This is a genomic window from Cellulomonas sp. S1-8 (assembly GCF_026184235.1).
Taxonomy (GTDB): Bacteria; Actinomycetota; Actinomycetes; order Actinomycetales; family Cellulomonadaceae; genus Cellulomonas.
In genome coordinates, this window is sequence record NZ_CP110806.1 from 365,820 (window position 1) to 384,866 (window position 19,047).

Annotated in this window: 21 protein-coding genes; 7 read left to right on the forward strand and 14 right to left on the reverse strand. The window is 76.0% G+C overall.

All coding sequences use genetic code 11. The features are described 5' to 3' along the window. Positions 1 to 28: 28 nt before the first annotated feature. Together OKX07_RS01695 and OKX07_RS01700 are read right to left on the reverse strand one after the other, a co-directional pair. The gene (locus OKX07_RS01695; RefSeq protein ID WP_265630143.1) at positions 29 to 1,309 is read right to left on the reverse strand and encodes an RNA polymerase sigma factor; all 1,281 of its coding nucleotides are present in this window, start codon (positions 1,307 to 1,309) and stop codon (positions 29 to 31) included. A gap of 95 nt (positions 1,310 to 1,404) precedes the next feature. Then, complete coding sequence (locus OKX07_RS01700; RefSeq protein WP_265630144.1) at positions 1,405 to 1,833, reverse strand: YciI family protein; 429 nt, start codon at positions 1,831 to 1,833, stop codon at positions 1,405 to 1,407. 178 nt (positions 1,834 to 2,011) lie between these two features. Between OKX07_RS01700 and OKX07_RS01705 the strand changes: the two genes are divergently transcribed. Continuing rightward, positions 2,012 to 3,223 carry an FG-GAP-like repeat-containing protein gene (locus OKX07_RS01705; protein ID WP_265630145.1) on the forward strand — a complete coding sequence of 404 codons (1,212 nt, stop codon included), beginning with the start codon at positions 2,012 to 2,014 and terminating at the stop codon, positions 3,221 to 3,223. Between the two features lie 35 nt (positions 3,224 to 3,258). Here OKX07_RS01705 and OKX07_RS01710 read toward each other — a convergent pair whose 3' ends face one another. Next, complete coding sequence (locus tag OKX07_RS01710) at positions 3,259 to 4,212, reverse strand: SDR family oxidoreductase (RefSeq protein WP_265630146.1); 954 nt, start codon at positions 4,210 to 4,212, stop codon at positions 3,259 to 3,261. Between the two features lie 25 nt (positions 4,213 to 4,237). Then, positions 4,238 to 4,993: a DUF3159 domain-containing protein gene (locus tag OKX07_RS01715; protein ID WP_265630147.1), complete on the reverse strand. Its 756-nt coding sequence runs from the start codon at positions 4,991 to 4,993 to the stop codon at positions 4,238 to 4,240. 190 nt (positions 4,994 to 5,183) lie between these two features. On the opposite strand from OKX07_RS01715, the gene OKX07_RS01720 reads away from it, so the two are divergent. Beyond that, positions 5,184 to 6,023 carry a helix-turn-helix transcriptional regulator gene (locus tag OKX07_RS01720; RefSeq protein ID WP_265630148.1) on the forward strand — a complete coding sequence of 280 codons (840 nt, stop codon included), beginning with the start codon at positions 5,184 to 5,186 and terminating at the stop codon, positions 6,021 to 6,023. 42 nt (positions 6,024 to 6,065) lie between these two features. Here OKX07_RS01720 and OKX07_RS01725 read toward each other — a convergent pair whose 3' ends face one another. The 3 genes from OKX07_RS01725 to OKX07_RS01735 all read right to left on the reverse strand — a co-directional run bounded on the left by OKX07_RS01725 (position 6,066) and on the right by OKX07_RS01735 (position 8,213). After that, positions 6,066 to 7,046 carry a DUF2332 domain-containing protein gene (locus OKX07_RS01725; RefSeq protein WP_265630149.1) on the reverse strand — a complete coding sequence of 327 codons (981 nt, stop codon included), beginning with the start codon at positions 7,044 to 7,046 and terminating at the stop codon, positions 6,066 to 6,068. A 120-nt stretch (positions 7,047 to 7,166) separates the two neighbouring features. After that, positions 7,167 to 7,541, reverse strand: coding sequence for a hypothetical protein (locus tag OKX07_RS01730; protein WP_265630150.1), 375 nt, complete (start codon positions 7,539 to 7,541; stop codon positions 7,167 to 7,169). 9 nt (positions 7,542 to 7,550) lie between these two features. After that, entirely contained in the window at positions 7,551 to 8,213 is a 663-nt protein-coding gene (locus OKX07_RS01735; protein WP_265630151.1) for a hypothetical protein, read from the reverse strand. Between the two features lie 133 nt (positions 8,214 to 8,346). Between OKX07_RS01735 and OKX07_RS01740 the strand changes: the two genes are divergently transcribed. Continuing rightward, positions 8,347 to 8,862 carry a DUF3995 domain-containing protein gene (locus tag OKX07_RS01740; RefSeq protein WP_265630152.1) on the forward strand — a complete coding sequence of 172 codons (516 nt, stop codon included), beginning with the start codon at positions 8,347 to 8,349 and terminating at the stop codon, positions 8,860 to 8,862. 52 nt (positions 8,863 to 8,914) lie between these two features. Then, complete coding sequence (locus OKX07_RS01745) at positions 8,915 to 9,784, forward strand: AraC family transcriptional regulator (protein WP_265630153.1); 870 nt, start codon at positions 8,915 to 8,917, stop codon at positions 9,782 to 9,784. A gap of 33 nt (positions 9,785 to 9,817) precedes the next feature. Here the strand turns inward: OKX07_RS01745 and OKX07_RS01750 are convergent, their stop codons facing one another. From OKX07_RS01750 to OKX07_RS01760, 3 genes are all read right to left on the reverse strand, one after another. Then, the gene (locus tag OKX07_RS01750) at positions 9,818 to 11,467 is read right to left on the reverse strand and encodes a CYTH and CHAD domain-containing protein (protein WP_265630154.1); all 1,650 of its coding nucleotides are present in this window, start codon (positions 11,465 to 11,467) and stop codon (positions 9,818 to 9,820) included. A gap of 94 nt (positions 11,468 to 11,561) precedes the next feature. After that, the gene (locus OKX07_RS01755; protein ID WP_265630155.1) at positions 11,562 to 12,146 is read right to left on the reverse strand and encodes a GNAT family N-acetyltransferase; all 585 of its coding nucleotides are present in this window, start codon (positions 12,144 to 12,146) and stop codon (positions 11,562 to 11,564) included. A 128-nt stretch (positions 12,147 to 12,274) separates the two neighbouring features. Further along, entirely contained in the window at positions 12,275 to 12,976 is a 702-nt protein-coding gene (locus OKX07_RS01760) for a DUF4386 domain-containing protein (RefSeq protein WP_265630156.1), read from the reverse strand. A gap of 310 nt (positions 12,977 to 13,286) precedes the next feature. On the opposite strand from OKX07_RS01760, the gene OKX07_RS01765 reads away from it, so the two are divergent. Genes OKX07_RS01765 through OKX07_RS01775 form a run of 3 tightly spaced genes read left to right on the forward strand, consistent with a single transcriptional unit; the run spans position 13,287 to position 15,481 of the window. After that, positions 13,287 to 14,330 carry a S66 family peptidase gene (locus tag OKX07_RS01765; RefSeq protein WP_265630157.1) on the forward strand — a complete coding sequence of 348 codons (1,044 nt, stop codon included), beginning with the start codon at positions 13,287 to 13,289 and terminating at the stop codon, positions 14,328 to 14,330. Continuing rightward, the gene (locus OKX07_RS01770; protein WP_265630158.1) at positions 14,330 to 14,860 is read left to right on the forward strand and encodes a GNAT family N-acetyltransferase; all 531 of its coding nucleotides are present in this window, start codon (positions 14,330 to 14,332) and stop codon (positions 14,858 to 14,860) included. Before OKX07_RS01765 ends, OKX07_RS01770 begins: the two co-directional genes overlap by 1 nt. Before the next feature lie 60 nt (positions 14,861 to 14,920). Beyond that, positions 14,921 to 15,481, forward strand: coding sequence for a hypothetical protein (locus tag OKX07_RS01775; RefSeq protein WP_265630159.1), 561 nt, complete (start codon positions 14,921 to 14,923; stop codon positions 15,479 to 15,481). A 13-nt stretch (positions 15,482 to 15,494) separates the two neighbouring features. Here OKX07_RS01775 and OKX07_RS01780 read toward each other — a convergent pair whose 3' ends face one another. From OKX07_RS01780 to OKX07_RS01795, 4 genes are all read right to left on the reverse strand, one after another. Continuing rightward, on the reverse strand, positions 15,495 to 16,202 hold the full coding sequence (locus tag OKX07_RS01780; RefSeq protein ID WP_265630160.1) for a response regulator: 708 nt from the start codon (positions 16,200 to 16,202) through the stop codon (positions 15,495 to 15,497). Beyond that, positions 16,199 to 17,269 (reverse strand): sensor histidine kinase, encoded by a 1,071-nt coding sequence (locus tag OKX07_RS01785; protein WP_265630161.1) that lies wholly within the window; start codon positions 17,267 to 17,269, stop codon positions 16,199 to 16,201. Before OKX07_RS01785 ends, OKX07_RS01780 begins: the two co-directional genes overlap by 4 nt. 107 nt (positions 17,270 to 17,376) lie before the next feature. Beyond that, the gene (locus tag OKX07_RS01790; RefSeq protein WP_265630162.1) at positions 17,377 to 18,351 is read right to left on the reverse strand and encodes a hypothetical protein; all 975 of its coding nucleotides are present in this window, start codon (positions 18,349 to 18,351) and stop codon (positions 17,377 to 17,379) included. Between the two features lie 248 nt (positions 18,352 to 18,599). After that, a complete protein-coding gene (locus OKX07_RS01795) occupies positions 18,600 to 19,040 on the reverse strand; it encodes a hypothetical protein (protein WP_265630163.1) in 441 nt (146 codons plus the stop codon). Positions 19,041 to 19,047: the final 7 nt, after the last annotated feature.

Consider the following 19,047-nt stretch of genomic DNA (forward strand, 5'->3'; position numbering starts at 1 on the left):
GCGCCGGGGGCATCCGCGCAGGGGCCCGTCAGCCGGGGTCCGGGGAGCGGTCCGGCCGCCCGCAGCCGGCGGCGCGTTCCAGCAGCAGGGCCCGCTCGCGCGCGTTGCGGGTCAGCGACGCGGCCCGCTCGAGCTCGAGCCGCGCCTCGGCGTGCCGCCCCAGCCGGGTCAGGAGGTCACCGCGCACGCTGGGCAGCAGGTGGTAGCCCTGCATCGACGGGACGGCCACGAGCTGGTCCACCAGCGCGAGCCCGGCCTGCGGCCCGAACGCCATGGACAGCGCGACCGCACGGTTCAGCTCGACCACCGGGGACGGGGTCGCGGCCGCCAGCTGCTCGTAGAGCGCGGCGATGCGCACCCAGTCGGTGTCCTCGAAGCGACGTGCCCGGGCGTGGCAGGCGGCGATCGCGGCCTGCAGCACGTACGGGCCGGGCGTGCCGTCGAGCAGCGCCTCGGCCCGTGCCAGTGCGGCCGCGCCGCGGCGGAGCAGCAGCCGGTCCCAGCGGGCCCGGTTCTGGTCGGCCAGCAGGACCGGCCGACCGTCGGGGCCCGTGCGGGCGGCCGTGCGGGAGGCCTGCAGCTCCATGAGCGCGACCAGGCCGTGCACCTCGGGCTCGCGCGGTGCCAGCCGGGCCAGGACCCGGCCCAGGCGCAGGGCGTCCTCGCAGAGCGCCGGCCGCATCCAGTCGTCGCCGGTGGTGGCCGAGTACCCCTCGTTGAAGATGAGGTAGACAACCTCGAGGACCGAGGAGAGCCGGGCGGCGAGGTCGTCGCCCTGCGGCACCTCGAACGGCACCCGGGCCTTGGCCAGGCTCGCCTTGGCGCGCACGATCCGTTGCGCCACGGTCGGTTCGGGTATCAGGAAGGCCCGGGCGATCTCCCCGGTGGTCAGGCCTCCCAGCAGGCGCAGGGTCAGTGCGACGCGGGCCCGGGTGGGGAGCACCGGGTGGCAGGCGACGAACATGAGCCGCAGCAGGTCGTCACCGATGCCGTCGTCCTCGGCGACCGTCGCGCCGACGTCCGGGGTGGACTCCTCGAGCTCCCGTCCGACCTCCTCGACCTTGCGCCGCAAGGTCGCCTCGCGCCGGATCCGGTCGATCGCGCGACGCCTCGCGACGGTCATCAGCCACGCACCGGGGTTGCGCGGCACGCCCTGGTCGGGCCACTGCTCGAGCGCCGCGACCAGGGCGTCCTGCGCCAGCTCCTCGGCCACGCCGACGTCACGGACGAGCCGGGTCAGCCCGGCGACGAGCCGGGGCGCCTCGATCCGCCAGACGGCCTCGACGGCACGGTGGGCGTCGGTGGACACCGTCACCGTCTACCCCACCGCGCCATCGGGCGCAACGGTGCCCCTGCCGGGCGGGCTCGCGCGGGGCGTCACGCGAGGCGCCACGGCGGTCCTGGTCAGGTCCCGGCGACGGTCGCGCGCCGCCTCTCCACGGCCTCCTGCTGCTCGGGGGTGAAGCTCTCACCGAAGTCGTCGGCGTGGAAGACCCGCCGGATCTCGATGTTGGTCGGCCCGTCGCCCGACCGCTCGACGGGGCAGCGCTCGAACCACGCGACGCACTCCTCGAGCGACTTCATCTCGACCAGGAAGTAGCCGGCGACGAGCTCCTTGGTCTCGGTGAACGGCCCGTCGACGACGGTCCGCTCGTCGCCGTCGAAGTAGATCCGGGCGCCCTGGGCGCTGGACGCGAGGCCGCCGGCGTCCAGCAGGACGCCCGCGTCGACCATCTCCTGGACGAACCCGCCCATCGTGTCGAAGTCCTCGGTGGCGGGCAGCACACCGGCCTCGCTGTCCGCCGTGGCCTTGACGATCACCATGAACCGCATCGCTGTCTCCTCCGGGTCGGTCGTCGTGTCACCTGTGCGTCGAACGGGGACCGGCCCGGTCGACACCCGGGGGCAACCGGGCGACCGGGGTGCGATCCGGCCCCGATCCGGGCCCCGGTGCCCTAGCCTCTGACCGTCCCTCCCCGCGTCACCGACGACGCCCGCCACAGAGGTCCTCATGCACCGGTCCCTCGTGTCCTGTCTCGCGGCAGCCGCCCTCGCCGCGGGCTTCCTGACGGCCCTGCCGACCGCCGCGTCGGCTGCGCCGGGGCCGGGTGAGCCGGTCCTCGACATCGCGCACTCGCTGCCGACCGGCGGGATGAACCTGTGGCGGCTGCCCATCGCCGCGGAGAACCCGACGCTGGGCCAGCCGATGCTGCAGGCGACCCTCGAGGCGGGCGGCTTCCGCTACGACCGGTCGCGCACGGCCACCGGCGACTTCGGCAACGTGACCGGGGTCGACGACGGCAGCCCCGACCAGCTGATCTCCCACGGCCAGCCGAACGGCGGCGTGCTGCTGTGGGTCGTCGGCGGCGGTCCCGACGCGACACCGCGGCTCTGGGCGGACCTGCGCGGCGGCGGCTGGAGCTGGGAGAGCTCCCGCCAGCTCGTCGGCGACGCCGACGGCGACGGGTACGACGACGTCATCTCCGTCCACCGCACCGACGCCCCCACCGGTCCGGCCGCCAACGTGTGGGTGCACCGCGGCACGGGCGCCGGCTTCCAGGACCCGGCGCTGTGGGCGGTCGTCCCGCGCACCGTCGGCCCGTCCATGCCGTCGGACTTCCTGCCCGGTGAGCCGTTCGTGGACGTCCGCTACACCGTCGCCGACCTGAACGGCGACGGGTTCGACGACCTCGTCGCGACGCACCGCGGGAGCCGCCGACCGCTCGCCGGGATCGCGATGTACTACGCCCCCTGGATCAACACCGGAGCGGGCTTCGTCGCGCGCGCCGGCGCGGGGCCGGCACCCGCGTCCCAGGGCTGGTCCTACGACGCGAGCCGGGACGTGGCCGCCGACACCAACGGTGACGGGACCGACGAGCTCTTCACGATCCACCAGCAGCCGGGCGACGGCATCCTCGTCTGGGAGCGCTGGGGCGAGGCGCTCAACGTCCACGACCTGCGCTCCGACCTGCGCACCGGCGGGTGGAGCTACAGCGGCTCGCGTCAGGTCGCCGCCGACGTCAGCGGTGACGGCATCGACGAGCTCGTGAGCATCCACGACCAGGTCGGTGGCGGCCTGCTCGTCTGGGCGCACGGCTTCCAGCGACGCGGGAACCTGGGTGCGCTGCCCTCGGACCTCAGCGTCATCGCCGACCTGCGCGGCGGCGGCTGGGACTTCCGGGCGAGCCGCGAGAGCGTCGGCGTCGCGAACGGCACCCGCTAGGCGCACCGGCCCGGCGTGCCGGACCCCGGGGCCCGTCACGCCACCCCGGCGGCCGTCGCGAACGACACCCCCGCCAACGCCTCGGACACCGTCCAGACCTTGGCCGCCTCCTCCGGGTCGCGCAGCGGCCGGTAGAGCGCGTGCTCGGCCGGGCCGCCCCCGAGGTTGCCGAACCCGTCGGGCCCGTAGATCCGCCCGCCGACGGCCTGCGGCGACGTCGCGGCGTACAGCGCGGGCAGCGCGGCGCTGTCCGGCGTCCCGAGCAGGATCCCCGCACGCGACAGCCGGCGGATCGTGGCGATCTGCGGGGTGTCGCGCTCGCGGCCCAGCTCCGGCCGGGCGCCGAGCAGGCTCGTCGGGGCGACGCCAGGGTGCGACAGGTTGCTGGTGATGCCCCAGCCGGCGGCGCGGCTGCGCCGCTCGAGCTCCTGCCCGAACAGCCCGAACGCGATCTTCGACTGGCCGTAGGCACGTCGGCCGTCGTAGAAGGTCTCCCAGCTGAGGTCGTCCCAGTGCATCGCCCCGCTCCGGGCGGCGACGCTGACCTGGGACGTGATCCGGGCACGGCCCGCGACCAGCAGCGGCAGCAGGTGCGCGACGAGCGCCACGTGCCCCAGGTGGTTGGTGCCGAGCTGCAGCTCGAAGCCGTCGACGGTGGTCTGCCGCTCCGGTGGGGTCATCACCCCGGCGTTGTTGATCAGCAGGTGGATCGGCTGCCCGTCGGCGCGCAGCTCCTGGCCGAGGGCCGCGACCGACCCCAGGGACGCCAGGTCGAGGTCGCGCAGCGACACGCGGGCGCCGGGGTGCTCGTGCCGGATCCGGGCGACGGCGGCCTCGCCCTTGGACCGGTTGCGGACGGGCAGGATCACCTCCGCGCCGGCGCCGGCGAGGCGCTGGGCGATCTTCAGGCCGATCCCGTCGCTGGCTCCGGTGACGAGGGCGCGGCGGCCGGACAGGGCGGGCAGGGTCAGGTGGGGGGTGCGAGGCATGGCGGTGCTCCAGGTGTCGGGGGTGTCAGCGGGTGGTGGTGCGCGGAGCCGTGGCGGCGGCCGGTGACGTGGCGAGCGACGTCGCGACGCGGCGGGCGACGACGAACGTGAGGGCGAAGTGCACGGCGAACGACGGTGTGGCGACCACCTGGATCACGCCCAGCACCGCCGGCTCGTCGGCCAGGTAGAACACGACCCGCAGGACGAGGTTCGCCGCGGCCATGGCCAGGCCGATCAGCGAGCTGACCGTGTAGACGCTCCGCAGGGCGGGGCGCCGGGGCCAGTCGCGGGGGCCGTTGACCAGGCGGTTGACCATGAGGCCGGTCAGGGGGCGGCCGGCCAGCAGCGAGACGACGTACGCGAGGACGAACACGACCGGCAGCACCATCGTCGGCAGGAAGAACGCGCGTGCCTCGCCGGCCAGGGCGGCGACGGTCGCGCAGACCCCGGCGACCACGAGCCCGGCGATCGCGGCACCCGGCGACTCCCGGCGGGCGAGCCGGACCCCGCACGCGACCAGGGCGGTGACACCGAGGGCGACGAACGCGACGCCCAGCCCTCCGGCGGCGTCACCTGCGACGAAGGCGATCGTCGGGGCGACGCCGACAGCCATGCCGACGGGCCCGCCGACGCGCTCCAGCGCCCGCCGGGCGGCGGCGCGTGCCTCGGACGTCGGGACCGGGTCCGGCAGGCCGAGCACCCGACGGGCGGTCGCGCTGGCTCCGGTCGGTGCGACGGCGGACACCGGGGGCAGGGTGGCGGGCGCTGGTGGACGACTCATGGGTTCCTCCTCGGTCGGGCTGTGCTGCCAGCGTCACGCCGTGCCGGCGGCCCCACCAGGGCCTGCCGATCCGCCCCAGCCGACGGCCGGGGCAAGCGGGCGTCGACGCGAAGGGGGGATCGACGGGCCGTGGCACGCCTGCCGGTCCCGGGGTAGGAACGACGTACCGAGCGCGAGGAGAGTGGACCGGGTGATCGACCGAGCAGGACTCGCGGAGTTCCTTCGCAGCCGACGGCACGCCCTGCAGCCGCAGGACGTCGGACTGCCCCGGGGCGTCCGACGTCGGACCGCGGGGCTGCGGCGCGAGGAGGTCGCCGCGCTGTGCCACATGTCGATCGACTACTACGCGCGCCTCGAGCGCGAGCGCGGCCCCCGACCGTCCGCGCAGATGATCGCCTCGATCGCGCAGGGCCTGCACCTCGGCCTCGACGAGCGCGACCACCTGTTCCGCCTCGCGGGGCACCAGCCGCCACCGCGTGGTGCGCTGAGCGAGCACGTCAGCCCGGGCCTGCTGCGCATCCTGGACCGCCTGACCGACACCCCGGCCGAGGTCGTCACCGAGCTGGGCGAGACCCTGCGGCAGACCCCGCTGGGCGTGGCCCTGCTGGGCGACACCACCGGGTACACCGGTCCGGCGCGCAGCCTGGGCTACCGGTGGTTCACCGACCCCGGCACCCGGTCGCTGTACCGGGCCGAGGACCACGCGTTCCTGTCCCGGCTGTACGCCTCGCACCTGCGGGCGGTCGTCACGCTGCGCGGCCCCCAGTCACCCGCGGCGCACCTGGCCGACCTCGCCCTGGCGCGCAGCGAGGAGCTGCGACGCCTGTGGGAGACGCACGAGGTGGGCCTGCGCCCGCACGAGGTCAAGCACCTCGTCCACCCCGAGGTCGGTGCGCTCGAGCTGCACTGCCAGACGCTCCTGGACCCGCAGCAGTCGCACCTGCTGCTCGTCTACACCGCGGTGCCGGGCACCGAGAGCTACGAGAAGCTGCAGCTGTTGTCGGTGATCGGCGCGCCCGCGCTCGTCTGACGCGGCCCGGGACCGGCACCGGCACCGCCACCGGCGGGACGCTCAGTCGTCGAGCCCTCGCACCGAGCGCCCGTGCGGGTCGGCGTACGCGCGCGGCACCCCGTCGACCGAGACCACGAAAGCGCGATCGACCCGGTCCGACGCGAGCGCCGTCGTCACGGGCAGGACGCGCGCGCCCTCGTTGCTGATCCAGTGACCGGGCAGGCCGGTCACCATCGCGACGAACCTGGCCCTCGCCGCGGCGTCGAGGTAGGCCAGGACGGCGCTGTGGACGACGACGAGCGTGGCGTCCGGCGGTGCCTGCGCCGCGAGCGCCGGCAGCGCGTCGAGCAGGTCACCGGCCACGACCCGCGGCGGGTCGCGGCGTGCCACGCCCAGCGCGGCCCGCAGCCGGGTGCGACGGTCGTCGTGCTCCGGCCAGACGAGCGTCTCGAGCCAGGCGCACGCGTCGTCGTCGACGACGTCCACGGGGGCCAGGTCGATGCCCGCCCGCCACACGACGTCGGGCAGGCGCGCCGGCGCGTCGACGCCGGGACCGAGCGCACAGGGCAGGACCACGTCCGCGGGGCCGTCGGCGGGGTCGATCGCCGTGCCGTCGTCGTAGCGGTAGGAGTACCGGTCGGCCAGGAGGCACAGGCCGGCGGCCGCGCCCACCTCGAGGAGCGCGAGCGGCTGGGGGAGCGCAGCGAGGAACGGCAGCAGGACGGCGCAGCGACCGGCCTCGTTGGTCTGCGTCGCGCGCGCGAGGATCGTCGCCCGCACGGCCGGCCACTGCGCGAGGAGCGTCGCGCGCAGGTCGTCGTACGCGCCGTGCGCGCCGTGCCACCGGGCCGCGGCGAGGACCAGGTTCGGCTGCCGCTTGCCGGGCGGCAGCGTCGCCAGCAGGTCCGCGACGACGGCGTCCTCGCCGACCCCCAGCGCCCACGCCTCGTACACCGGCGAGACGCCCCGCGCCTCGCGCTCACCGAACGCGCGGTAGGTCGTCGCGACGTCCGCCGCGCCCAGGTGGATGGCCGGGTCCATCGCCACAGGATGCCGTGCCGGGGCGACTTCCCGGCGCGCCCCGGCCGTCGGTGGCTGGTCGGTGCCGGGCGTGCAGCGTCCCGCTCCGAGGCGACGCGTGTGCGGAGGGTCGCAGCGCGCTCAGGGCCGCGTCAGGTACCCGTCGCGCAGGTGCTGCGCGTACGCCTCGGTGACCTGCGGCGTCGCCCCGCGCTGCCCGCCGGTGCGTTCCCGCATCGGGATCACCGGCACGCGGACGCCCCCGCGGGTCCGCACGACGGCATGCCCACCGTCGAGGCCGACACCGGCTCGCAGTCCCTCGCGGACGCCCCCGGGCAGCTCCCACACGCGGCGCCACCGGTTGAGCCCGACGAGGACGGTCGCGTCGGGGCGGCGGACGACGACGAGCGCGAGCGGGCACGGTGCGCCCGCGTCGTCCACCGTCTCCTCGTCCACGGCGTGGAGCCCGGTCAGCAGGCTGCCGTCGGCGTCGGTGATCGGCAGGTCGAGAGGCACGCGCGGAGCCTAGCGTCGTCGTCCCGGGGGACGGCCGGTCGGGGTGACGAGCGGGGCGAGCACCACCAGCGCGGCCGCCGCGACGACGTGCCACACGGCGTGGCCCTGCAGGACCGACGCGGGGTCGCACAGCGGTCCGCCCGTCCGGGACAGCGCGCCGACGCTTCCGCCGACGGTCAGGAGCCCGACCGCGACGGCGACCCGAGGCCGCACGTCGGCTCGGCGACGGGCGCGCTCGAGCAGCAGGAGCGCGGCGACCGCGGCCACCCCCACCTGCGCCAGGTCACCGGCCCGAGGCCATGCCAGGACGACCACCAGGAGCGCGCCCGTCGGGACGGCCCACCACCACCAGCGGCGTGGCCGGCCGCTCAGCGCGGCGACCGCGTCCGCCGCGAGGAAGCAGAGCACCCCGGCGAGCGGCAGGTCGTGGGCCGCGTCGGACCAGCGGGGGTCGGGCCCGTGCTGCACGAAGGAACCGACGCCGACGCCCGCGACGAGCACCGCGTACGCCCAGGGCACGGGCTGCCCCGCCCGCCTGCGCAGGACGACCAGGACGACGGCGGCGGCGACGAACACCCACGAGGTGATCGCGGAGACCGGCTCGACGAGCGGCCCCGCGGCCGACCACTCGCACCCGGGCCCCGGCCCCTCGACGACGGTGACGGTCTCCACGCCCCCATCTCAGCGGCCGACCGATGCGCTGTCACGCCGCGGCACCAGCATTCCCGTGCAGCGTTCGGGACGCTGGACGTCCCGAACGCTGCACACGAGCGGGGGTCGTCGGCGTGGTCGGTACCGTGACGGCATGACCTCACCGGGGGTGCCGCCCGCGTGGGTCGGGTGGGGAGCCGCGGTCTGCGCGTTCGCCTTCGCCGCGGTCAGCCTGGCGTGGGCGCTGGGCAGCACGGTCGGCCTGGACACCCTCGGCGGCTCGATCGAGCGGATGGCCCGTGACCGGGACCCGACGCTGCTCGCCGCCAACGCGGTTGCCCTGGTGCTCAAGGTGCTCGGAGGCGTGCTGGCGCTCGCGCTGGTCCAGCCGTGGGGACGCCGGCTCCCGCGTCGTCCGCTGCTCGCGCTGGGCTGGCTCGGCGCGACGGTCCTGGTGCTGTACGGCGTGCTCCAGGTGGCGTCGGTCGCCCTCGTCGCGGTGGGTGTGATCGTCCCGTCGGAGCCGATCTCCGACCAGGCCCTCGCGTGGCGGCTGCTGCTGTGGGAGCCGTGGTTCCTCGTGTGGGGGCTGCTGCTGGGCGGCGCCACCCTGCGCAGCCAGCGCCTACGCCGCCCGACGACATCACCTGATCCCGACGGGCACAGATGATCGGGTCGCGCGGTGCGCGGGCCCACCACAGTGGGACGCGGAAGGGGGCACCGTGATCGCCTGGCTCAACCGGCTCGTCGACCTCGTGGAGGAGAACCTCACCGAGGAGCTCGACGTCGTCCGTCTCGCGGCGGCGCTCGGCACCACCGAGTACCACCTGCGCCGCATGTTCTCTTCCCTGGCGGGGATGCCGCTGTCGGAGTACGTGCGCCGCCGGCGCATGACGGTCGCCGCGGCGGAGGTCGTCACCGGGTCCACGGACCTGCTCGGCATCGCCGTGCGCTACGGGTACGGCTCGGCGGAGGCCTTCGGCCGGGCGTTCCAGTCCGTGCACGGTGCCAGCCCGGGTCGCGCACGGCGAGACGGCGGCCCCCTGCGCACCCAGCCGCGCCTCACGTTCCGCCTGACCGTCGAAGGAGCACGTCCCATGGATGTCCGCATCGTCACCCGGCCCGCCTCCCGCCTCGCCGGGCACGCCTGGCGGGTCCCGCTCGTGCACCACGGGGTCAACCCCGTCATCCGGCAGCACGTCGCCGACCTGTCCCCCCAGGAGCACCTGCGGCTCAAGGCCCTGGGCGACGCGGAGCCGCACGGGCTGCTCGCAGTGAGCACCGACATCGACCCGGACCGTCGGGAGGGGACGGAGCTGACGTACCTGCACGGCGTGGCCGTCACGGACGCGGTGGCGGTCCCCGACGACCTCGACGTCGTGACCGTCGCGGCGGGCACGTGGGCCGTGTTCCGCGCTGCGGGTCCCTACCCCGACACCCTGCAGGCGGTGTGGGCCGCGACCGCGACCGAGTGGTTCCCGTCGAACCCGTGGCGCCTGCGGCCCGGGCCCGAGGTGGTCGCCGTGATCGACCGCGCCGACGACTTCAGCACCGCGACGGTCGAGCTGTGGCTCCCGGTGGAGGGGGCGTGAGCCGGGTCGGCGCGGTCGGCGCCCCGCGACAGGTCAGCCCAGCCAGCGGCGCAGCTTCTTCCTCGACGCGGCGGACCAGGCGTCGTCGGCCAGGGCGGCGGTCTGCTCGGCCCGGACGTCCTCCTGCGCGTGGAGGCGTCCGTAGGTGAACGCGGTGCCGGGCTCCGTGGTGCGGGCGGCGAGGTCGTAGAGCCGGGCCCGGGTGTTCAGGGAGTCGAGGTGGTCGCCGAGCGCCTCCTGGACCCCCTCCATGGCGGCGGCGAGACGACGGGCGTCCTTGCCGAACACGGGGACGACCGCCTCGGCCGCGTACCGCGCGCGCTTGGCCGCCTTGCGTGCGTCGTGCAGCAGCTCCTCGCGACGGGCCGGGTCCTGCGTCCGGTGCGCCGCGCGCATCGCGGCGCGCACGCGGCGGTCGCTCCGCGCCACGAGCGCGGGCAGCACCGAGCCTGCGGCACGACGCGCGCGCTTCCTCAGCGGCGGATCGGCGATGAGCTCCCGCAGCGCCGTCAGCAGCGCCCGGTACCGGTCGCTGTCGAGCTGGGCGAGGACGTGGTCGTGGGCGGCGCGGTAGTCGTCGTCGAGGTCGCGGCGCACCGCGTCGTCGACGGCGTCCTGCAGGCGCGCGCCGTCGGGCTCGTGGTCCACGGCCGATCCCACCCGGTCGCGCAGGACCTCCGCGTCGCGCGCCGTGCCGAGCACACCGGCGAGCCACCTCAGCTCCGTGCCGATGGGCCGGGTGCGGCTGGTGTCGAAGAGCGGCGCGAAGGTCGTGAGCGCGCTGCGCAGGCGCCGGCTGGCGACCCGCATCGCGTGCACCGCGCCGGGGACGTCGAGGCGGACCGGGAGGTCCTGGGAGCGGATCTGGTCGACCTGCGCACCGAGGTGGGCCAGGGCGACGTCGGCGGCGGGCGTCGACCTGCGCGGGCGCGCCGGACGTCCGGACCGCTTCCCGCGCGACCGGCCGACGCGGGCCGTGCCGCTCGACGAGGCCGCGCCGGTCGACGAGGCCGCGCCGCCCGACGGAGCCGGGCCGAGGGTCCGGGTCAGCGCCGAGGTCGAGGTGGCCGGCGTCGATCCTGCCGCCCGCAGGACGGAATCGAGGGCGTCGAGGAGGCCGTGCGAGCCGTCCACCTGCTCGACCGCGATCTCGCGCCAGGTGGTCGGTGCGTCGTCGGGCTCCTGGCCCGCCGGGGCGTGCAGGCGATGTGCGGTGACCCGGTCGTCGGCGACCTCCGCCTGGACGCGCCCGTCGGCGTCGACGACGCGGTGCAGCGCTCGTCGCGTCTCGATCAGGGCGACCGGGACGAGCGCGCGTCCCTCCGTGACCGCGGACGTCGTCGCCACCAGGTGAGGCGGCACCCGGGTCGCCCCCCGGCCCAGGGGCAGTCGGACCTGCGACCGGGTGCGGCCCGCGACCGGCACCGTCAGGTACCAGCCCGCGCCGGGCCCCCCGGTGCGCCGGTGCACCGTCACCCCGACGCGTGCCAGGTCGAGATCGGCGGTGTCGAAGTACGTCGTGCGCCGACGGTGCGTGCCCGCGTCGTCCGCCGCCCACGTCGGCCCGTCCTCGGGCTCCGCAGCGCGGGCCGACGCGACCGGCCCCGCCAGGTCCGGCAGCTCGAACCCTGCGTCGACGTCGTACCGCGCCTCGACCACTCGATGTGTTCTCGCCTGAGCCATCGTCCAGTGGTACCACCCGGGGACGTCGCGCACCCGGTGGTCGGCGGGATACCGCGCAGCACGCGCGCGAGTTGTCGCCTGACGGGGAGCGCGCTCACCCGGGAACGAGGCGATCGGGGTCGGCGATGCGGGCGTGCAGGTGCATGTCGTGCCACCCGTCGGCGTGCAGGCCACGGCCGACCGCGGTGCCCTCGGCCGCGTAGCCGGCCTTCAGGGCGACCCGGCACGACGCCGGGTTGCGGGTGGAGTGGTCGAGCTCGGCGCGGTGCACGCCCCGGTCGAAGGCCCACGCGGTCGCGGCTCCGAGCGCGGCGGCGGCCACGCCGCGCCCCCGGGCGTGGGGCAGCACCCAGTAGGAGAGCCCCACGCACGCCTCGTGCAGGTTCACCTGCCGGATGCTCACCTGCCCGACGACGTCCCCGCCGGCGGTGACGGCCCAGCCCGCTCCCGTGTCCTGCGCCCACCGCTCCTCCCAGTGCGCCACCCAGGTCGCCGCCTCGGTGGCCGTCATGGTGCGGGCGTGCCAGTGCTGGACGGCGGGGTCGCGGTAGGCGTCGACGACCGCGTCCGCGTCGTCGGGCCGCCAGGGCCGCAGGACGAGGTCGCCGGCGCCCAGGACGGGCTGCGCGATGCGCGCGAAGGCGCCGGCGGGCAGGGCGGGGGCCGTGGTGGTCGCCATGCCGCCGATGCTGCCGCGGTGCGGCTCGCGAGCGCACTGACATCTCACGAGGGAGCCCGGCCGGCTGGGCTCGCGAGCCGTGCCGCTCCACCTTCGCGGGCGCCGGCACCGCGGGGTGACGTCCCCGCTCACGCGTGCGCGTCGGTCCCCGGCGCGGTGCGGGCCGCGGGCCGGATCCCCAGCGAGACCAGGTAGCCGAGCATCCACAGCTCGCCGAACGTGGCCGGGAAGGTGAGTGCGTCGACCAGGGCGTCCGGCGCGTCGGGCAGGCTGGCGGAGACGAAGGCGCTCACCAGGTACCCGGCCCCGCCGACGATGAGGACCCAGCCGAGCGGCACCGGCCAGCGTCGCGACGTGACCACGACGTATCCCATGGGGATGAGCCACAGGCCGAAGAACAGGGCGCCGACGCCCCAGGCGTTGTACGCCAGCTCGTACAGGAGCTGTGCCGTGGCCGCGGTGTCCCCGGCCGGTGCGAGAGCGGGGTCGGCCACGACCGTCCGAGCGGTCCAGAGGAAGGTGGCGCCGACGAGGATCGCGACCGCGTTGAAGCACCCGAAGACGGCGACGGCGACGGCCGCGAACCGGTCGAGGTCCCGCAGGAGGCGGTGGAACCAGAGCGCGGCCAGCACCTGCGAGACGACGAGCGCCATCTCGATCACGAGGCCGGCGTCGGCCAGGGACGCGTGCTCCACGAGGTTGGCCGCGGTCGCGTCCGGGTCGCCCGCGACGTACAGCCGCGGCCGGATCAGCAGGAAGCCGAGCATGCCGGTGATGCCTAGTGCCAGGTACCACAGGCCGGTGATGCGGGCGGTGCGGACGGTGTCCATGTCAGAGCGCTCCTGTCGGGAAGGGAGTGGCATCGATGTCAAACATCTTTGACATCGACCGTAGGTCCATGACGGGGATCGTGTCAAGAATCTTTGACATCCCCTTGGTGCTGCCTCCGGTGCCGCCGAGCGCTCGTCGCTGCGGCTAGGGTCGGCTGCTCAGCTCACGTGACGTCGGCCGCCAGGACCGTCCGACCCCGGGGCCTGATCCCCAGCACGACGAGGTAGCCGACCATCCAGAGCTCGCCCAGCCGAGCGCCGCCGGGACCACGCTCTCGCTCCGTGCGGGCGGGACTGGTTGGCTGTCCGGATGTCGTCCCTGGTCCCTGCGCGCAAGCTCGTCCCCGGCGACCGCGTCGCGGTGGTCTCGCCGTCGTTCGCCGCGCCCGGGTTCGCCCCCGCCGTGCACGAGCAGGCCATGCGGCGGCTCGTCGCCGCGACCGGCCTCGTGCCCGTCGAGTACCCGACCACGCGGCGGCTCGGCGCGTCGCCCCAGGACCGCGCGCGCGACCTCGACGCCGCGTTCGCCGACCCGACCGTCCGCGCCGTGCTCGCGACGATCGGCGGCGACGACCAGATCACGGTCGTCCCCCTCCTCGACGCCGATGCCGTCCGCGCGGACCCCAAGCCGTTCCTCGGCTACAGCGACAACACCAACCTGCTGAGCTGGCTGTGGCAGCTGGGCGTCCCGGGCTTCTACGGTGGCTCCACCCAGGTGCACCTCGGACCCGGCCCGGCGGTCGACGACGTGCACCTCGCCTCGCTGCGCGCCGCGCTCCTCACCGGCGGGACGCTCACGCTGACCGAGCCGGGGGAGTCCGAGGACCTCGGTCACGATTGGCTCGACCCGCGCGCCCTCGTCGAGCACGGCGAGCGCGAGCCGACCGAGCCGTGGACGTGGGCCGGACCGGCGCGCTCCGTCACGGGCCGCACCTGGGGCGGCTGCCTCGAGGTGCTCGACTGGCTCGCCCTGGCGGACCGCATCCCGCCGACGGCGGCGCTGGAGGGCGCGATCCTGCTGCTCGAGACCAGCGAGGAGCTGCCGTCGGCCGGGACGGTCCGGCGGTGGGTGCGCGCGCTCGGCGAGCGCGGCCTGCTCGCGGCGGTCGCGGGCGTGTGCGTCGCGCGACCGCCGGTGACGGCCTTCGAGGTGCGCCTCGACGCGACGGAGCGCGCGGCGCGCCGGGCGGAGCAGCGGGACGCCGTGGTCGAGGAGGTCCACCGGTACAACCCCGGTGCCGTCGTGTGCGTCGGGGTGCCCTTCGGCCACACGCGGCCCCAGTGGATCGTCCCGTACGGCGGTGAGATGACGCTCGACGGCGTCACCCGGACCGTGACGGCGTCGTACGCGTGATGCCGTCGATCCCGGACCCGGTGCCCGACACGGGTGTCCCGCGCCGTCCCCTGCTGCGCGCCGCCGCGCTCGACGACGCCGAGCGGGCCGGCGCTCTCCACCACGCGTGCTGGGTGGAGACCTTCGCCGGCCTCGCGAGCCCCGAGCTGTGGGACCGCTTGACGGTGGACCGCAGCGTCGCGACCTGGCGACGCCTGCTCGCGGGCGGGCTCGACGCCACCGTGGCCGACCTCGACGGCGCGCTCGTCGGCGTCGCCGTCGCGGGACGGGCCCAGGACCGCGGTGGGCACCCGCCCGTGCGGGAGCGTGAGCTCGGGAACCTGTACGTGCTCGCGGCTCACCACGGCACGGGTGTCGGCCAGGCGTTGCTCGACGCCGTCCTCCCGCCGGGCACCCGCGCCCAGGTCTGGGCCGCCCGGGACACCCCACGCGCCCGGCGTTTCTACGAGCGCAACGGCTTCCGCGCGGACGGCGCCACCGAGGACGGGTCGACGTTCGGCGGGGTCGTGTCGTTGCGCCTGGTCCGCTGAGCAGTGCGTCCGCGTCCCGCACGTCGGCCATGGTCCGCACGGCGGCGCTACCGTTCCCCGGTGACCCGCACCCGCCACGTCGTCCTCGTCGCGTCCGCCGTGCTCCTGCTGGGGGCGTGCGCGGGACTGCGCGGTGGGGCCGCGTCGACCGGTCCGCTGGAACCGCCCCCGGACCTCGCGGACCGGCTGGCGTTCGTCGGGATCGCGCCCGACCTCGTGTACGTCACCGACGTCGAGGGGTTCGACCTGGCGACGCAGTCGGTGGGCGTCAGTGGTGACGAGGGCATGTCGGCGGCGTACGTCGGCGCGGCGGGCATGGTCATGCTGACGACGTCGCGGGACGCGACCCCCGGGGTGGCCCCGTGCGCCGACCTGGCCGACGCCGCGGGCCCGTCCGTGCAGTGCACCGGCGAGCGCGACGGCGCGTACGTCCTGCTCGACGGTGACGGCGTCGAGCCGGCCGTCCTGCGCGCGGCCGGCGAGGCCGTGCGCGTGCCGCGCGAGGACGAGCTGGACGCGCTCTTCGCGGACCTGCCGGAGGTCTCGGAGCCCGTGGAGCGCGGTGACCTGCCGCCGGGCGGGGACGGCGCGCCGGTCGACCCGCCGGGCGTCGGCGGCTGACGCGCGCGCCGGGTCAGTCGCGGACGGAGCGTGGCGTCCGTCCGGGGCCGTCGGGCGTCGCACCGCCCGGGACCACCAGCCCCGTCTCGTAGGCGAAGACGACGACCTGCGCGCGGTCCCGCAGGTCGAGCTTGTGCAGGACGCGCTTGACGTGGGTCCGGACCGTCTCCTCGGAGATGAAGAGCCGGCTCGCGAGCTCCGCGTTGGACCAGCCCGCGGCGAGGGCGACGAGCACCTCCCGCTCGCGCTCCGTCAGCGCGCCGACCGCCGCGACCTCGGCGGCGGGGCGTGCGGCGGGTGCGGGCCGGGCGAACTCGGCGATCAGGCGCCGGGTGACCGACGGCGAGAGGAGCGCGTCGCCCGCGGCCACCACCCGGACCGCGGCGATGAGGTCCTCCGGGGTCGTGCGCTTGAGCAGGAAGCCCGCCGCACCGGCTCGCAGGGCGTCGAAGACGTACTCGTCGTGCTCGAACGTCGTCACGATGACGACGCGGGTCTGCGGGACCTCGGCGGTGACCTGCGCGGTCGCCTCGATGCCGTCGAGCACGGGCATCCGGACGTCCAGGAGCGCGACGTCGGGCCGCTCCGCCCGGATGAGCGCCACCCCGGCACGGCCGTCCGCGGCCTCGCCGACCACGACGACGTCGTCCGTGCTCTCCAGGATCATCCGGATCCCGCCGCGGACGAGCGCGTCGTCGTCGACGACCACCACGCGGATCACCGGGCCACCGGGACCGTGCACCGCACACGCCAGCCGCCGCGGGCGTCGGGCCCGATGTCGGACGTGCCGCCGAGCGCGTCGACGCGTGCCCGGATCCCCTCGATCCCGCGGCCCGGCGCACCGGCGGCGGGTGGGGTGGCCGGGCGGTCCGTGACCGTCACGTCGAGGGCGTCGCGGCCGTACCGGATCTCGACGTCGGTCGGGGCGCCGGGGGCGTGCTTCGCGACGTTGGTCAGGGCCTCCTGCACGACCCGGTAGGCCGCGCGGTCGACGCCGGCCGGCAGGGCGCGGGGCTCGCCGACCACGGTCAGCCGCACGGGCACCCCCGCGCCTGTCACGCGCTCCGCGAGCTCGCCCAGGGCGTCGATCCCCGGGGACGGCCGCGGTGAGGTCGGGTCGAGCACGCCGAGGGTGCGGTCGAGCTCGGCGAGCGCGTCACGACCCACGGCCTCGACGGTCGCCAGGGCGTCGGCCGTCAGGGCGACGTCGCGGCCCAGCATCCGCCGCCCCGCCCCCGCCTGCAGGATCATCACGTTGAGGGCGTGGCCGACGATGTCGTGGACGTCGCGCGTGATGCGCTCGCGCTCCTCGAGGACGGCGTGCTCCTGGCGCCGCCGCTCGGCCTCCGTCGCGAGCACCGCGCGCTCGGCCACGAGGTGGCGCCGCTGCTGCTCGGACTGGCCGGCCGCCCAGGCCAGCGCCCACCCTGCGATGAGGACGGCCGGGAGCAGCGGGACGTCCGTCGCGGGGACGAGGGCCCAGTAGCCGGCGACGCCGAGCAGGCCGATCACCAGGCCGACGACGGCGCGCCTGCGGGTGGCGGCGTAGGCGCCCACGGCGTACAGGCCGATCACGTTCGGGTACGGGTACAGGCCGGCGTCGTAGAACCACGCCGCGATCGCGAGCAGCGCTGCCGATCCGGCCAGGTACGCCCCGATCGGCCAGCGCCGACGCACGGCCAGGGACCCGCCGATCACCGCCGCGAGCACGAAGGGCAGCGGCGACCCGGTGTCCTCGGCGGCGGCCTCGATGGTGAGCAGCATCGTGGCGAAGAGCGCGAGCGCCACGTCGAGCAGGGTCCTCGCCCGGTCCGACGCCGCGGACCGGACCGGGAGGCCCGGGGCCCGGAGGCGTGACCGTGCCACGTCGTCCACCGCCGCCTCCCGACCGTGCGTCATGCGGCGCGCCGCGCACCCAGCACAGCATCCTTGACCGACCACCCGAGCGCGGCAACCACCGTCAGCGCGGCGAGGCCGATCCCGGCCGCCGCCGGCCACGACAGCTCGAGCATCGACCGCCCGGCGTAGGCCTGGGCGGCGACGCCCGCGGTCAGCGCGACGTAGGCGCCGGCCGCGACCGCCATCGTGCGGGTCCGACCGGCGGCCGGCAGCGCGGAGCGGCCGAGCAGCAGGGCGAGCACCCCCAGGACCTGCAGCCCGTGCAGCGCGACCGCGTGCGCCAGGCGCCCCGAGCCCGCCGCCCCGATGACGACGGTCGCCGGGATCGTCTCGTACTCGTCGACGTGCGCCAGGCCCCGACCGATGAGGTCGCCACCCAGCGCGGACCCGACCAGCGTGAGCGCCAGGCCGACGAGCACCGCGACGACCGTCGGCGCCGGCCGCCGCAGCCGCGCCGCCGCCCACACCGTCAGGACGACCAGCCCGAGGGTGTAGACGCCGACCGCGACGGCCATGAGCGTGAAGACGAGCGCGTCGACGGGGTCGCCCAGGACGTTGAAGTGCGACTCCGTCCCGCGCCACGTCTGCGCCGTGATCAGGGCGACCTCCGCGACGCCGCCGCCGACCAGCATGCCCGCGGCGGTGCGGCCCCACAGCCGGCTGTGCGGCAGCGTGCCCAGGACCCACCCGGCCGCCACGGTGGACATCCCGAAGGACACGCCGAACAGGATCGCCTTGCGCCAGGAGAGCGGCCCGTCCCACCCCCCGCCGTCGACCGCGAGGACGACGACGTGGACCAGACCGGACACGACGAGCAGGACCCCCGCGAGGTAGACGACCCGCTGGTAGCCGTGCCGGGGTGCGGCGTCCCGCAGCGCACCGTCGGCCTGCGCGAGGATCCGCTGCACCGGGCCGGCGGGTGCCGGGTCTGCGGGTGCCGGGCGGGAAGGTGCGGTGCGGATGACGTCCATGTCGCCATCGTCGCGAGCGGGCACGTCCCGGCGCGTCCCCACCGGTGGTCATCTTGCCGTCACCCGCCGGGGTGATGGACGCGCCGGCTGACCTGGTCGACGCCGGGCCGACGGCATGGCGTGCAGCCCTTCGCCGCCCTGCCTCGATCGGCGTCGATCGCGGTACCGGCCGTACGTGGACGTCTACCGGTGGCCGGGCCGCGTCCTGCACGTCCACCGTGCCCGGACGAGCCGAGCCGTCACCACTCCTACGGCGCCTGCCACCACGTGTGCCCGGCGGGGATGCCGGCCGGGACCGGCGGGCGGCGGCGCGCCACCACGACCGCTAGCTCCCGGTCCACCTCGGCCAGGTCGAACGCCGGCAGCGGCGGCTGCGGCCACGTCCCCATGTCCAGCAGGTCCTGGTAGCCGGTCCGTGCCAGGAGCGCCTCCTGCAGCGCGTCGTCGTCGTCCGGCTCCAGGGCCAACGAGTCGATCGTCAGCGCGGCCTGCCGGACCAGCTCGCCGACCGCCGCCGCCGCGGTCCGCACCGCCTCGCGCTCCGCTGCCACCGACGGCTCCGCGACCAACGACGACGCCAGCGCCGCCTCCGCACGCCCCACGCAGGTCAGCGCCTGCCGCGCCGTGTCGGACCAGTTCTGCAGGGCCGCCGCCTCCAGGTGCTGCCGGGCGGCGACGAGGTGTGACACGGCCGAG